The 14382-nt window shown below is 72.4% G+C and carries 8 protein-coding genes; 6 read left to right on the top strand and 2 right to left on the bottom strand.

Annotated features, from left to right (window positions below):
• Positions 1-58: 58 nt before the first annotated feature.
• The 3 genes from ACFWPT_RS28975 (at position 59) to argF (ending at position 5641) form a co-directional block, all read left to right on the top strand.
• The gene (locus ACFWPT_RS28975; protein ID WP_380485354.1) at positions 59-1657 is read left to right on the top strand and encodes a 3' terminal RNA ribose 2'-O-methyltransferase Hen1; all 1599 of its coding nucleotides are present in this window, start codon (positions 59-61) and stop codon (positions 1655-1657) included.
• Positions 1654-4443 carry a polynucleotide kinase-phosphatase gene (locus tag ACFWPT_RS28970; protein ID WP_380485334.1) on the top strand — a complete coding sequence of 930 codons (2790 nt, stop codon included), beginning with the start codon at positions 1654-1656 and terminating at the stop codon, positions 4441-4443. Before ACFWPT_RS28975 ends, ACFWPT_RS28970 begins: the two co-directional genes overlap by 4 nt.
• A gap of 196 nt (positions 4444-4639) precedes the next feature.
• Complete coding sequence (argF, locus tag ACFWPT_RS28965; RefSeq protein ID WP_380485332.1) at positions 4640-5641, top strand: ornithine carbamoyltransferase; 1002 nt, start codon at positions 4640-4642, stop codon at positions 5639-5641.
• Between the two features lie 9 nt (positions 5642-5650).
• Here argF and ACFWPT_RS28960 read toward each other — a convergent pair whose 3' ends face one another.
• A complete protein-coding gene (locus tag ACFWPT_RS28960; protein WP_380485330.1) occupies positions 5651-6238 on the bottom strand; it encodes a superoxide dismutase family protein in 588 nt (195 codons plus the stop codon).
• Between the two features lie 458 nt (positions 6239-6696).
• On the opposite strand from ACFWPT_RS28960, the gene acnA reads away from it, so the two are divergent.
• Positions 6697-9342 (top strand): aconitate hydratase AcnA, encoded by a 2646-nt coding sequence (gene acnA / locus ACFWPT_RS28955; protein ID WP_063347581.1) that lies wholly within the window; start codon positions 6697-6699, stop codon positions 9340-9342.
• A 207-nt stretch (positions 9343-9549) separates the two neighbouring features.
• A complete protein-coding gene (locus ACFWPT_RS28950) occupies positions 9550-10875 on the top strand; it encodes a glycoside hydrolase family 18 protein (RefSeq protein WP_380371228.1) in 1326 nt (441 codons plus the stop codon).
• A gap of 56 nt (positions 10876-10931) precedes the next feature.
• On the opposite strand, the gene pepN is transcribed toward ACFWPT_RS28950, so the two are convergent.
• Complete coding sequence (gene pepN / locus ACFWPT_RS28945) at positions 10932-13496, bottom strand: aminopeptidase N (protein WP_380485327.1); 2565 nt, start codon at positions 13494-13496, stop codon at positions 10932-10934.
• Positions 13497-13721: 225 nt separating this feature from the next.
• Here pepN and ACFWPT_RS28940 point away from each other — a divergent pair, with 225 nt between their 5' ends.
• Positions 13722-14354 carry a DsbA family protein gene (locus ACFWPT_RS28940; RefSeq protein WP_380336936.1) on the top strand — a complete coding sequence of 211 codons (633 nt, stop codon included), beginning with the start codon at positions 13722-13724 and terminating at the stop codon, positions 14352-14354.
• Positions 14355-14382 lie beyond the last annotated feature (28 nt).

Below are 14382 nucleotides of genomic sequence, written 5' to 3'. Positions count from 1 at the left end.
GCCGCCGCACCGGGAAACCCGGTGTTCAGCGGAGGTTTGCTCGGTGATACTCGGGCAGGTGTTCATGTCGATCTCCACCACCGGCAGCGTCGAGGGCCCGGCCACCGATCTCGGCTTCCTGCTGCACAAGCACCCGGGCAAGGTCCAGCGGTTCGCGACGTCGCACGGCGAGGCGCACGTCTTCTACCCCGATGCGGGCGACGACGTCTGCACGGCGGCGCTGCTGCTGGACGTCGATCCGATCGCGCTGGTCCGCAAGGGCCGGGGCAAGGGGCGCGGCGGTTCGCCGGACTTCGCGCTCGCCCAGTACGTCAACGACCGCCCGTACGCGGCGTCCTCGCTGCTCGCGGTGGCGCTTCGGACGGTGTTCCGGTCCGCGATGAAGGGCGACTGCCCGGCCCGGCCGGGGCTGGCGGAGCGCCCGCGCCCGCTGCGGATCACGCTGCCCGCGGTGCCCGCGAACGGCGCGGGCGAGGGCGGTGGCCCGGCGATGGCGCTCCGGCTGTTCGAGCCGCTGGGCTGGCGGGTCGAGGCGGTGGCGCTCCCGCTGGACGAGGCGTTCCCGGAGTGGGGCGAGTCCCGGTACGTGCGGCTCACGCTGGTCTCGGACGCCGTGCGGCTCGCCGACGCGCTCCAGCAGCTGTACGTGCTGCTGCCGGTGCTGGACGGCGCCAAGCACTACTGGGTCGCCCCGGACGAGGTGGACAAGCTGCTCGCCGCCGGCGAGGGCTGGCTGGCCGCCCACCCGGAGCGCGCCCTGATCACCCGCCGCTACCTGTCCCGGAGCCGGGCGCTGACCCGGGTGGCGCTGGAGCGTCTGGAGCTGGCCCGGCTGGCGGAGGCGGACGACCGGGAGCCCGAGGAGGTCGACAACGCGGTCGACGACCGGCCGGAGGAGCAGGCGGAGGCCGCCGGGGCGACATCGGAGCCCGGGCCGCCGTCCCTCGCCGGGCAGCGCCGCGCCGCGATCCTCGCCGCCCTGCGGGAGGTGGGCGCGGCCCGCGTCGCCGATCTCGGCTGCGGCCGGGGTGAGTTGATCGGCGAACTGCTGAAGGACGCCCGGTTCACCGAGGTGCTCGGCGTGGACGTGTCCGCGCGGGCGTTGCAGGCGGCGGCCCGCGGATTGCGCCTGGACCGGATGCCGGAGCGGCAGGCGGCCCGGGTGACGCTGGCGCAGGGTGCGCTGACGTACACGGACACCCGGTTGAAGGGCTTCGACGCGGCGGTGCTGTGCGAGGTGGTCGAGCACCTGGACCTGCCCAGGCTGCCCGCGCTGGAGTACGCGGTGTTCGGCGCGGCCCGGCCGGGGGCGGTGGTCGTCACCACGCCGAACGCCGAGTACAACGTCCGTTGGGAGAGCCTGCCGGCGGGCGCTGTCCGGCACGCCGACCACCGCTTCGAGTGGTCGCGCGCCGAGTTCCGCGCGTGGGCCGAGCGGGTCGCGGCCGCGTTCGGTTACACGGTGGTGCTGCGCCCGGTGGGGCCGGAGGACGGGGAGGTCGGCGCGCCGACCCAGCTGGCCCTGTTCCGCCTCGGCACCGGCCCTGTCGAGCAGACCTTGCCCGAGCAGACCACGACCGGCACCACCCGGACCGCGCAGACCCCGACCGACCGGACCCCGACCGACCCGGCGCCCGAAGGAGGCGAATCCCGATGACCGACGAAGCGACCCCGACGCCCGAGCAGCACCAGCACCAGGACCAGGAGCACGACCAGGAACTGCCCCAGGACCACCCCGCCCCCCGCCGCCTCCCCGTCACCGACGTCTCCCTCGTCGTCCTGATCGGCACCAGCGGCGCCGGCAAGTCGACCTTCGCCCGCCGCCACTTCCTGCCCACCCAGGTCGTCTCCTCCGACTTCTGCCGCGGCCTGGTCGCCGACGACGAGAACGACCAGTCGGCCTCCGCCGAGGCCTTCGACGTCCTGCACTACATCGTCGGCAAGCGCCTCGCGGCCGGCCGGCTGACCGTCGTGGACGCCACCAACGTCCAGCCCGAGGCACGCCACCAGCTGGTGCGGATCGCCCGCGAGCACGACGTGCTGCCGATCGCGATCGTGCTGGACGTCCCGCCGGGCGTGTGCGTCGAGCGCAACCGCTCCCGCGCGGACCGCCAGCTGCCGGCCCACGTCGTCCCGCGCCAGCACCGCGAGCTGCGCCGTTCCCTGCGCGGCCTGGAGCGCGAGGGCTTCCGCAAGGTGCACGTGCTGCGCGGCGAGGCCGAGGTGGCGGCGGCCGAGGTGGAGCTGGAGAAGCGCTACAACGACCTGCGTCACCTGACCGGCCCGTTCGACATCGTCGGCGACATCCACGGCTGCCGCTCCGAGCTGGAGACCCTGCTGACCCGCCTCGGCTACACGCTGACCCGGGACGCCGGGGGCCGGCCGGTGGACGCGGTGCCGCCGGCGGGCCGTACCGCCGTGTTCGTCGGTGACCTGGTCGACCGCGGCCCGGACACGCCGGGTGTGCTGCGCCTGGTGATGGGCATGGTCGCGGCCGGGCACGCGCTGTGCGTGCCGGGCAACCACGAGAACAAGCTGGGCCGGGCGCTGGACGGCAAGAAGGTCAACGTCGCCTACGGCCTGCAGGAGTCGCTGGATCAGCTGGCCGGCGAGTCCGAGGAGTTCCGGGCCGAGGTGCGGGAGTTCATGCGCGGCCTGGTGAGCCACTACCTGCTGGACGGCGGCGCGCTGGTGGTCTGCCACGCCGGTCTGCCGGAGCGCTACCACGGCCGCAACTCGGGCCGGGTGCGCTCGCACGCGCTGTACGGGGAGACCACCGGCGAGACCGACGAGTACGGCCTGCCGGTGCGCTACCCGTGGGCGGAGGAGTACCGGGGCAAGGCGCTGGTGGTGTACGGCCACACGCCGGTGCCGTCGGCGAGCTTCGTCAACAACACCGTCTGCCTGGACACCGGTTGCGTGTTCGGCGGCACCCTGACGGCGCTGCGCTACCCGGAGCGGGAGCTGGTGAGCGTGCCGGCCGAGCGGGAGTGGTACGCGCCGGTGCGCCCGCTGGCCACGGACGCGCCGGGCGCCCGCGAGGGCCGTCCGCTGGATCTCGCCGACGTGGCGGGCCGCCGGATCGTCGAGACCGGGCTGCACGGGCGGGTCGCCGTCCGGGAGGAGAACGCGGCGGCGGCGCTGGAGGTGATGAGCCGCTTCGCGCTGGACCCGCGGCTGCTGGCGTACCTGCCGCCGACCATGGCGCCGAGCGCGGCCTCCCGCCGGGACGGCTTCCTGGAGCACCCGCAGGAGGCGTTCGCCGCCTACCGCGCGGACGGCGTGCGGCACCTGGTGTGCGAGGAGAAGCACATGGGCTCCCGCGCGGTGGTGCTGGTCGCCCGGGACGACGCGGCGCTGGAGCGGCGCTTCGGCGTGGCCGGTCCGGGAGCGATCTGGACCAGGACGGGCCGGGCGTTCCTCGCCGACGACGGCCTGACCGCGGCCCTGCTGGGCCGGGTACGGGCGGCCACCGAGCGCTCGGGGCTGTTCGACGAGCTGGGCACCGGCTGGCTGCTGTTGGACGCCGAGCTGATGCCCTGGTCGCTGAAGGCCGTGGAACTGCTGCGCCGCCAGTACGCGGCGGTCGGCGCTGCGGCGGGCGCTGCCCTGCCGGAGGCGCTGGCGGCCCTGGAGCGGGCGGCCGGTCGCGGGCTGGACCTGGCGGAGCTGACCGCCAAGCAGCAGCGGCGCGCGGCCGACGCGCAGGCGTTCACCGAGGCGTACCGGCGGTACTGCTGGCCGACCGAGGGGCTGTCGGGCGTGCGGCTGGCGCCGTTCCAGGTGCTGGCCGCCGAGGGGGCGAACCTCGCGGTGCGCCCGCACGACGAGCACCTGGCCTGGATCGACCGCCTGGTCGCGGCCGACGAAGCGCCGGCCGAAGCCGCACGCGAAGCCGCACGCGAAGCCGCACGCGAAGCCGCACGCGAAGCCGCACGCGAAGCCGCACGCGAAGCCGCACGCGAAGCCGCGCCCGAGACGGCGCCCGAGACGGCGTCCGAAGCGGACGGCGGCCGGGCGCCGGTCCTGCACCGCACCGGCCGCCTCCTGGTGGACACCGAGGACGAGGCCTCGGTGGCGGCCGCCACGGCCTGGTGGGAGGAGCTGACGGCGGCGGGCGGCGAGGGCATGGTGGTCAAACCGCTGGCCTCGGTGGTGCGCACGAAGCGGGGCGGGGGCCGTCCGGGCGGGTTGGTGCAGCCGGGGGTGAAGGTGCGCGGCCGGGAGTACCTGCGGATCGTCTACGGCCCGGACTACACCGAGTACCTGGACCGGCTGCGCGAGCGGTCGCTGGGCCACAAGCGCTCGCTGGCGCTGCGCGAGTACGCGCTGGGCCTGGAGGCGCTGGACCGGCTGGCGGCCGGCGAGCCGCTGTGGCGGGTGCACGAGCCGGTGTTCGCGGTGCTCGCGCTGGAGTCCGAGCCGGTCGATCCGCGCCTGTAGGCCGGCCGGGCGTCGAGGTCGCCCACGGCTGTAGGCCGGTCGGGCGCAGAGGGCGCCCGCAGCTGTGGGCCGGTCGGGTGTCGAGGGGGAGTCCGCGGCGGGGCTCCCCCTCTCCCACCCCCGCCGTGTATAGAAATTCCGAGTATCGTATAGACTTGCTACTTTCCCGTACGCCCCGTCATCCCAGGAGCCCGGTATGGCCTTCAACCTCCGGAACAGGCACTTCCTCAAGGAGCTCGACTTCACGCCCCAGGAGTTCCGCTTCCTGGTGGACCTCGCCGCCGGACTCAAGGCGGCCAAGTATGCGGGCACCGAGCAGCCCCGGCTGCGCGGGAAGAACATCGCGCTGATCTTCGAGAAGACCTCCACCCGCACCCGCTGCGCCTTCGAGGTCGCCGCCCACGACCAGGGCGCCACCACCACCTACCTGGACCCGTCCGGTTCGCAGATCGGCCACAAGGAGTCCATCCGGGACACCGCCCGGGTGCTCGGCCGGATGTTCGACGGCATCGAGTACCGCGGCCACGGCCAGGAGATCGTCGAGGAGCTGGCGGCGAACGCCGGCGTCCCGGTCTGGAACGGTCTCACCGACGAGTGGCACCCCACCCAGATGCTGGCCGACGTCCTCACCATCACCGAGCACAGCACCAAGCCGCTGACCGGGACCGCCCTCGCGTACCTCGGCGACGCCCGCTCCAACATGGGCAACTCGCTGCTGGTCACCGGCGCCCTGCTCGGCATGGACGTCCGGATCGTCGCCCCGCGCTCCCTCTGGCCGGCCGAGGAGGTCCGGGAGGTGGCCGAGACGCTGGCCGAGGCGACCGGCGCCCGGATCACCCTCACCGAGGACGTGGCCGAGGGCGTGGCCGACGTGGACTTCCTCTACACCGATGTCTGGGTCTCGATGGGCGAGCCCAAGGAGGTCTGGGCCGAGCGGATCGAGTTGCTCAAGCCCTACCAGGTGTCGATGGACACCGTCCGGGCCACCGGCAACCCGGCCGTGAAGTTCCTGCACTGCCTGCCCGCGTTCCACGACCTCGGCACGGTGCTCGGGCGGCAGATGTACGAGGCGACCGGCATGACCGAGCTGGAGTGCACCGACGAGCTGTTCGAGTCGGCGCACTCCGTCGTGTTCGACCAGGCCGAGAACCGCCTGCACACCATCAAGGCGGTCCTGGTCGCCACCCTCGGCTCCTGAGGCGGAAGCTCACTTCTCCAGCTTGACGCAGGCCGCCCGGTCGCCCGCCGCGTGCGGGCCGGTCGGGGTGCCCGCGTGCATCACCAGCGAGCGGGCCTCGCCCGGCCGCGGCTGCCAGGGCACCGAGGCCGTCGCGGTGCCCTCGCCGTGCTCGTCGGTGCGCAGCGCCAGCCGCAGTTCGTTGCGCCCGTTGGCGTACGCCGGGTCGGTGGACGGCTGCACCGGGTCCACGGCGTCCTGGTAGTGCGGTCCGGACGAGGCCGGGTCGGCCCCGCAGGAGCCGGTGTGCAGGTGGACCGGGAACTCGTGGTCGGGGGCGAGCCCGGTGACGGTCATGGTGAGCACCGTCCGCCCCGGGGCGGAGCGGTCGGTGACGATCCGGGTGTGCGCGCCGTACGGCACGAGGTCGTCCGCGTAGCTGACGGCGGTCGGCGGGACGAAGGCCGTCGCGGGGTCGAAGGCGGCCTCGACGACGGAGACCGGCGAGGCAGCGGCGACCGACGGGGCGACGGGGGCCGACGAGGCGGCGGCGGGGACGAGCAGGGCCAGCGGCAGCAGTGCGGCGGCGAGCGGAGTGGCGGCGAGCGGAGCGGACATCAAGGGGCCTTCCAGGGGCAGGGCGACGGACACCCTGCTCAACGGCGTCGGGCGCCGGCGGACACCCTCGAACGGGCCCGGAGGCGCGCGGGCCGCGCGGGCGCGCCTCTGCTCGTCCCGTCGCCGACCGGCGGTTCCGGTGGTGAGCTGGTGTGAACCGGTGTGAGCCGGTGGTGGGCCAGTGGCGGGCCGACTGCGGTGCGATTGCCGACCGCCGCCGCCCAAATGGCCACTGACCTGCGCTTTTGCCGACCCAGGCATGCCTGCGGTGGTGAAGGTGACGGCATGCACTATGGTTTATCTCGACATCGAGATAACTGCCCCATAGGATATATCTCGACATCAAGATACTTGCCGAGCGGAGCTCGCCGGCGATGCGGGCAAGGTAAGCCTAAGTAAGGCTGACCTTACCACCGTGGCGGCCGGATACCGCACGAAGCACCCAGAAGGAGTCAGTCGTGTCCGCGAACAGCTTCGACGCCCGCAGCTCGCTGCAGGTGGGCGACGAGTCGTACGAGATCTTCAAGCTCTCCGCCGTCGAGGGTTCCGAGCGGCTGCCGTACAGCCTCAAGGTGCTGCTGGAGAACCTGCTCCGCACGGAGGACGGCGCGAACATCACCGCCGACCACATCCGCGCGCTCGGCAACTGGGACGCCAGCGCCCAGCCGAGCCAGGAGATCCAGTTCACCCCGGCCCGCGTGATCATGCAGGACTTCACCGGTGTGCCGTGCGTGGTCGACCTCGCCACCATGCGTGAGGCCGTCAAGGAGCTGGGCGGCGACCCGGCCAAGATCAACCCGCTTGCCCCGGCCGAGCTGGTCATCGACCACTCCGTCATCGCCGACAAGTTCGGCACCCCGGACGCCTTCGTCCAGAACGTCGAGATCGAGTACGGCCGCAACAAGGAGCGCTACCAGTTCCTGCGCTGGGGCCAGACCGCCTTCGACGAGTTCAAGGTCGTCCCGCCCGGCACCGGCATCGTCCACCAGGTGAACATCGAGCACCTGGCCCGCACCATCATGGTCCGCGGCGGCCAGGCCTACCCGGACACCTGCGTCGGCACCGACTCGCACACCACCATGGTCAACGGCCTGGGCGTGCTGGGCTGGGGCGTCGGCGGCATCGAGGCCGAGGCCGCGATGCTGGGCCAGCCGGTCTCCATGCTGATCCCGCGCGTGGTCGGCTTCAAGCTCAACGGCCAGCTGCCGGCCGGCACCACCGCCACCGACCTGGTGCTCACCATCACCGAGATGCTGCGCAAGCACGGTGTGGTCGGCAAGTTCGTCGAGTTCTACGGCGAGGGCGTCTCCGCGATCCCGCTGGCCAACCGCGCCACCATCGGCAACATGTCGCCGGAGTTCGGCTCGACCTGCGCGATCTTCCCGATCGACGCCGAGACCATCAACTACCTCAAGCTCACCGGCCGCGACGAGCAGCAGCTCGCCCTGGTCGAGGCGTACGCCAAGGAGCAGGGCCTCTGGCACGACCCGTCGGTCGAGCCGGTCTTCTCCGAGTACCTGGAGCTGGACGTCTCCACCGTCGTCCCGTCGATCTCCGGCCCGAAGCGCCCGCAGGACCGCGTCGTCCTGGCCGAGGCCGCCACCCGGTTCGCCGAGGCGCTGCCGACCTACTCCGCCGAGGCCTCGAAGCCGACCGCCGTCACCGCCCCCGACGGGTCGACGTACGAGATCGACAACGGCGCGGTCGTGATCGCCTCGATCACCTCCTGCACCAACACCTCCAACCCCTCCGTCATGCTGGGCGCCGCCCTGCTGGCGAAGAAGGCCGTGGAGAAGGGCCTCACGGTCAAGCCGTGGGTCAAGACCACCCTGGCCCCCGGGTCCAAGGTCGTCATGGACTACTACGAGAAGGCCGGCCTGCTCCCGTACATGGAGAAGCTGGGCTTCAACCTGGTCGGCTACGGCTGCGTCACCTGCATCGGCAACTCGGGCCCGCTGCCCGAGGAGGTCTCGGCCGCCGTCAACGAGGCCGACCTGGCGGTCGTCTCGGTGCTCTCCGGCAACCGCAACTTCGAGGGCCGGATCAACCCGGACGTGAAGATGAACTACCTGGCCTCGCCGCCGCTGGTGGTCGCCTACGCCCTGGCCGGCAACATGAACATCGACATCACCCGCGACGCCCTGGGCCAGGACGCCGACGGCAACGACGTCTTCCTCGCCGACATCTGGCCGTCGGAGCGGGAGGTGGCGGACACCGTCGCCGGCTCCATCGACGAGGCGATGTTCGACAAGGGCTACCAGGACGTCTTCGCCGGTGACCACCGCTGGCAGTCGCTCCCGGTCCCGACCGGCAACACCTTCGAGTGGGACGCCGAGTCCACCTACGTCCGCAAGCCCCCGTACTTCGAGGGCATGGCCAAGACCCCGAGCCCGGTGACCGACATCGCCGGCGCCCGCGTCCTGGCCAAGCTGGGCGACTCGGTCACCACCGACCACATCTCCCCGGCCGGCAACATCAAGCCGGGCACCCCGGCGGCGCAGTACCTGACCGCCAACGGTGTCGAGAAGCGCGACTTCAACTCCTACGGCTCGCGCCGCGGCAACCACGAGGTGATGATCCGCGGCACCTTCGCCAACATCCGTCTGCGCAACCAGATCGCGCCGGGCACCGAGGGCGGCTACACCCGCGACTTCACCCAGGCCGACGGCCCGGTGTCGTTCATCTACGACGCCTCGCAGAACTACCAGGCCGCCGGCACCCCGCTGGTCGTCCTGGCCGGCAAGGAGTACGGCTCCGGCTCGTCCCGCGACTGGGCCGCCAAGGGCACCGCGCTGCTGGGCGTCAAGGCCGTCATCGCCGAGTCGTACGAGCGCATCCACCGCTCGAACCTGATCGGCATGGGCGTCCTGCCGCTGCAGTTCCCGGAGGGCCAGACCGCCGAGTCCCTCGGCCTGACCGGCGAGGAGACCTTCTCCTTCACCGGCGTGACCGAGCTCAACGAGGGCCGCACCCCGAAGACCGTCAAGGTCAAGGCGGGTGACAAGGAGTTCGACGCGGTCGTCCGCATCGACACCCCCGGTGAGGCGGACTACTACCGCAACGGCGGCATCCTGCAGTACGTGCTGCGCTCGCTCATCGGCTGAACCGAGTTCTAGTTCGGCTGAACCGAGTTCTAGTTCCGGGGGCTGAGCGCCCCGGTGGCTGAGAGGCCGGACCGCATCGCGCGGTCCGGCCTCTTTTGCATGCTGCCTCTCCTGAGCCCTGCCCCTTGTGCGGTGTGCCGCGATGGACTAAACCTCTATCCCATCTGGTCCAGACCATTTGACGATCATTCAGAGAACAGGTCCGGTATGCCCACTCGCGCCTCAGCCCTGCTCGCCGCCGCCACCGTCGCCGCGCTGCTCGCCGCCCCCGCCACCGCCAACGCCGCCGACGGCGGGCACGGCCCGAAGCTGAAGGGCCAGCGGGTCGGCTACTTCACCCAGTGGGGCGCCGACAGCTCCGCCAAGCGCGTCCAGGACTCCGGCCAGGCCGGGAAGCTCACCGTCGTCAACTACGCCTTCGGCAACGTCTCCGCCGACGGCACCTGCTTCGAGACCAACGACGCAGGCCAGGGCGACGCCCGCAACGACTACCAGCGCGCCTTCTCCGCCGCCGAGTCGGTCGACGGCGTGGCCGACGCCCCGGGCCAGAAGCTGAAGGGCCACTTCAACCAGCTGCGCAAGCTCAAGGCGAAGAACCCGCAGCTGCGCACGGTCATCTCGCTCGGCGGCTGGAGCTGGTCCAAGTACTTCTCCGACGCGGCCGCCACCGACGCCGCGCGCAAGAAGTTCGTCTCCTCCTGCATCGGCCTCTACCTCAAGGGCGACGTGCCGGTCCTGCCCGGCTCCCCGGAGGGCGGCGCCGGCGCGGCCGCGGGCGTCTTCGACGGCATCGACATCGACTGGGAGTACCCGGGCGGTGGCGGGGACGCGGGCAACGTGGTCCGCCCCGAGGACGGGCGCAACTTCACCCTGCTGATGCAGGAGTTCCGCCGCCAGCTCGACGACTTCGGCAAGAAGGGCGGCAAGAAGGGCGACAAGGGCCGGCACTACCTGCTGACCGCCGCCGTCGCCGCCAACGAGACCGTCGCCGACCGGCTCGAACTGCCCGAGCTGAGCGAGTCGGTGGACTGGCTCAACCTGATGACCTACGACCTGCACGGCCCCTGGGAGGGCAAGGGCCCGGCCAACCACCAGGCCAACCTCTACTCCGACCCGGCCGACCCCGACGCCCGCCGGCGCAGCGCCGACACGGCCGTCGACCACTACCAGGAGCGCGGCCTGCCCGCCGAGCAGATCGTGCTCGGCGCCCCGCTGTACGGCCACGGCTGGACGGGCGTCGCGCCCGGCAAGCGCGGGGGCCTCTACCAGAGCGCCACCGCCACCGCCCCCGACCTCTCCTACCGGGAGGTCAACGCGCTGCCCGGCAAGGTGTACGTGGACCGCGACCACGGCGCGTCCTGGAAGTACGACGGCACCACCTTCTACAGCTACGACACCGCCGAGGTGCTCACCCAGAAGGCGCGGTACGTGCGCTGGAACGACCTGGGCGGCGTGATGGTCTGGTCGCTGGACGGCGACGACGCCCAGGGCAGCGCGATCGCCGCCCTGGACCGCGGCCTGCGCCGCGACTGACGCCCCGACGCGAAGGGGCCCGCCGTGTCCGCACGGCGGGCCCCTTCACGCCTGTGTCAGGCCCGGTCGCAGGCCTGCGCCCGCAGCGCGCGGGCCAGGTCGTCGCGGCACTCCAGGACCAGGCGGCGCAGCGCCGGCGCGGCCTGCGGGTGGCCGTCCAGCCAGGCGTCGGCCTCGGCCAGGGTCTGCTCGCTGGTCTGCGCGCGCGGGAAGAACCCGCTGACGATCCGCATCGCGATCTCGATGGTCCGCTCGGCCCAGACCCGTTCCAGCAGCTTGAAGTAGGGCGCCGCGTAGAGCGCGGTCAGGTCGCGGTGGGCGGGCAGCGCGAAGCCCGCGATCTGGGCCTCGACCAGGGCGTTCGGCAGTTCGTCGGAGTCGACCACGGCCGACCAGGCGGCGGCCTTGGCCTCCGCGGTGGGCCGGGCGGCCAGGCACTGGGTGTACTGGCGCTTGCCGCTGGCGGTGTTGTCGGCGGCCAGCTCCCCGGCCAGTTCCTCGTCGCCGGCCTGGCCGGCGGCGGCCAGCGCCAGCCACAGCGACCAGCGCAGCTCCTGGTCGATGTCCAGGCCGTCGATCCGGGCGCTGCCGGCCAGCAGGCCGCGGACCAGGCCGAGGTGCTCGGCGCCGCCCGCGGTCTGGGCGAGGAAGCGGGCCCAGGCCAGCTGGTGGTCGCTGCCGGGGACGGCCTCGCGCAGTTCGCGCAGGGCGCCGTCGGCCAGCTGCCGGCCGCCCTCGCCGCGCCAGGCCGGGTCGGCGTACAGGTCGACGGCGGTCTTGGCCTGGGCGTGCAGCGACTGCAGCACGCCGATGTTGCCCTCCTGGCCGGCGAAGCGCAGCACCAGGGCGACGTAGTCGCGGGCCGGCATCAGGCCGTCCCGGGTGAGGTTCCAGACGGCGGACCAGGCGAGTGCCCGGGCCAGCTCGTCGTGGATGTCGCCGAGGCCGGTGCGCAGGGTCTCCAGGGACTCGGAGTCGAAGCGGATCTTGCAGTAGGTGAGGTCGTCGTCGTTGAGCAGCACCAGCGCGGGGCGGGGGCGGCCGGCGGCCTCGGCGACGACGGTGCGGTTGCCGGTGACGTCGAGCTCGATCCGCTCGGTGCGCACCAGGGAGCCGTCGGCGTCCCGGTCGTAGAGGCCGATCGCGATCCGGTGCGGGCGCAGCACCGTCCCGTCCTGGAGGACGGCGAGTTCGGTGATCCGGCCCTCGGCGTCGGTGGTCACCTGCGGGGTGAGCGAGTCGACCCCGGCGGTCTGCAGCCAGGCGGCGGCCCAGGCCTTGAGGTCGCGGCCGCTGGTCTCCTCCAGGACGTCCAGCAGGTCGCCGAGTTCGGTGTTGCCGAAGGCGTGGCGCTTGAAGTAGCGGCGGGCGCCCTCGAAGAAGGCCTCGGAGCCGACGTAGGCGACCAGCTGCTTGAGGACGGCGGCGCCCTTGGCGTAGGTGATGCCGTCGAAGTTGAGCTTGGCGTCCTCGAGGTCGCGGATGTCGGCGGTGATCGGGTGGGTGGTGGGGAGCTGGTCCTGCCGGTAGGCCCAGGCCTTGCGCTGGTTGGCGAAGGTGACCCAGGCGGAGGAGTACCGGGTGCGGGCGCCGATCAGGCCGTAGGAGCCCATGAAGTCGGCGAAGGACTCCTTCAGCCACAGGTCGTCCCACCAGCGCATGGTGACCAGGTCGCCGAACCACATGTGCGCCATCTCGTGCAGGATGACGTTGGCGCGGCCCTCGTAGGCGGCGTCGGTGACCTTCGAGCGGAAGACGAACTCCTCGCGGAAGGTGACGCAGCCGGGGTTCTCCATGGCGCCGATGTTGTACTCGGGGACGAACGCCTGGTCGTACTTGCCGAAGGGGTACGGGTAGTCGAACTCCTCGTGGAAGAAGTCGAGTCCGAGCTTGGTGACGCCGAGGATCTCGTCCGCGTCGAAGTACTGGGCGAGGGACTTGCGGCACATCGCGGAGAGCGGGATCTCCAGGGTGGTGCCGTCGGCGAGTTCGCGGCTGTAGTGGTCGCGGGCGACGTGGTAGGGGCCGGCCACGACGGCGGTGAGGTAGCTGGAGATCGGCTGGGTCGGCGCGAACTCCCAGGTGCGGGCGGCGCCTTCCTCGGTGACCTTGTCGTGGACGGCGTTGGACCAGACGTCCCAGGCGGCGGGGGCGGTGACGGTGAAGCCGAACGGGGCCTTCAGGTCGGGCTGTTCGAAGGTCGCGAAGACCCGGCGGGCGTCGGCCGGCTCGTAGTGGGTGTAGAGGTACGTCTCGCCGTCCACCGGGTCGGTGAAGCGGTGCAGGCCCTCGCCGGTGCGGCTGTAGGCGCAGTCCGCCTCGACGGTGAGGACGTTCTCGGCGGCGAGGCCGTCGACGTGCACCCGGGCGCCGTCGTAGGCGGTGGCCGGGTCGATCGCGCGGCCGTTGAGGGTGACGGCGTGGACGGCGGGGGCGAGCAGGTCGAGGAAGGTGGCGGCGCCGGGCCGGGAGCAGCGGAACGTGACGGTGGTGGTGGAACGGAAGGTGGCGGCCGCCGGATCGGGGGCGGAGGTCACGTCCAGCCGGACCTGGTAGCCCTCCACGGCCAGGATGCTGGCCCGCTGCTGCGCTTCGTCGCGGCTCAGGTTCTTGCCCGGCACGGCGGTACTCCTTTGTCCGGCTCGCACGGTGGTGCGTCTGTGGGTGGTGCGGTCTCGGCGCGCGGTGTGCCGCGCTCCGCAGGGGCATCCTTTCACGCCCTCCCTCGCCGGTACCATTGCACAGGCCGTCCCGGCGGGGCCGGAATCAGCGGCGGCGGGCGGGTGTTGACGGGTCGGGGTGGCACGCCTGCCTGCCTCGTCATCACCTCACGAAGGACGACAGCCGTGACGACTGCCGCTGAGCGCAAGACCGCCGACTTCTGGTTCGACCCGGCCTGCCCGTGGGCGTGGATGACGTCCCGCTGGCTGATCGAGGTGCAGCAGTTGCGTCCGGTGGACGTGAACTGGCACGTGATGAGCCTGTCGGTGCTGAACGAGGACCGCGACCTCCCGGAGAACTACCGCGAGCTGCTGGACAACGCCTGGGGCGCGGTGCGGGTGTGCATAGCGGCCGCCCGGCAGCACGGCGACGAGGTGCTGGGCCGGCTCTACACCGAGCTGGGCCTGCGCTTCCACAACCAGGGCCTGCCGCAGAACCGGGAGACGGTCGAGGCGGCGCTGGTGGCCGCCGGGCTGCCCGCGGAGCTGGCGGACGCGGCCGACACGGACGCGTACGACGAGGCCCTGCGCGCCTCGCACAAGGAGGGCATCACCCTGGTCGGCGAGGACGTCGGCACCCCGGTGATCGCGGTGGAGGGCGTGGACGGCGAGCGGGTCGCCTTCTTCGGCCCGGTGGTCACCCCGGCCCCGAAGGGCGAGGCCGCGGCCCGGCTCTGGGACGGCACCCTGCTGGTGGCCTCCACCCCGGGCTTCTACGAGATCAAGCGGACCCGTACGGCGGGCCCGTCCTTCGAGTAGCGCGGGGCGCGCGAAGGGCCCGGTACCG

It is taken from the genome of Kitasatospora sp. NPDC058478 (assembly GCF_042720345.1).
Classification (GTDB): Bacteria; Actinomycetota; Actinomycetes; order Streptomycetales; family Streptomycetaceae; genus Kitasatospora.
Note: the sequence above shows the minus strand (reverse complement) of the source record. Positions and strands in the feature narration are given on the sequence as shown.

What these genes read in the sequence shown, in the direction of transcription:
- ACFWPT_RS28960 (WP_380485330.1), bottom strand. Translation starts at nt 6,238, where the DNA reads ATGTCCGCTCCGCTCGCCGCCACTCCGCTCGCCGCCGCACTGCTGCCG.
- argF (WP_380485332.1), top strand. Translation starts at nt 4,640, where the DNA reads ATGGCCTTCAACCTCCGGAACAGGCACTTCCTCAAGGAGCTCGACTTC.
- ACFWPT_RS28970 (WP_380485334.1), top strand. Translation starts at nt 1,654, where the DNA reads ATGACCGACGAAGCGACCCCGACGCCCGAGCAGCACCAGCACCAGGAC.
- ACFWPT_RS28950 (WP_380371228.1), top strand. Translation starts at nt 9,550, where the DNA reads ATGCCCACTCGCGCCTCAGCCCTGCTCGCCGCCGCCACCGTCGCCGCG.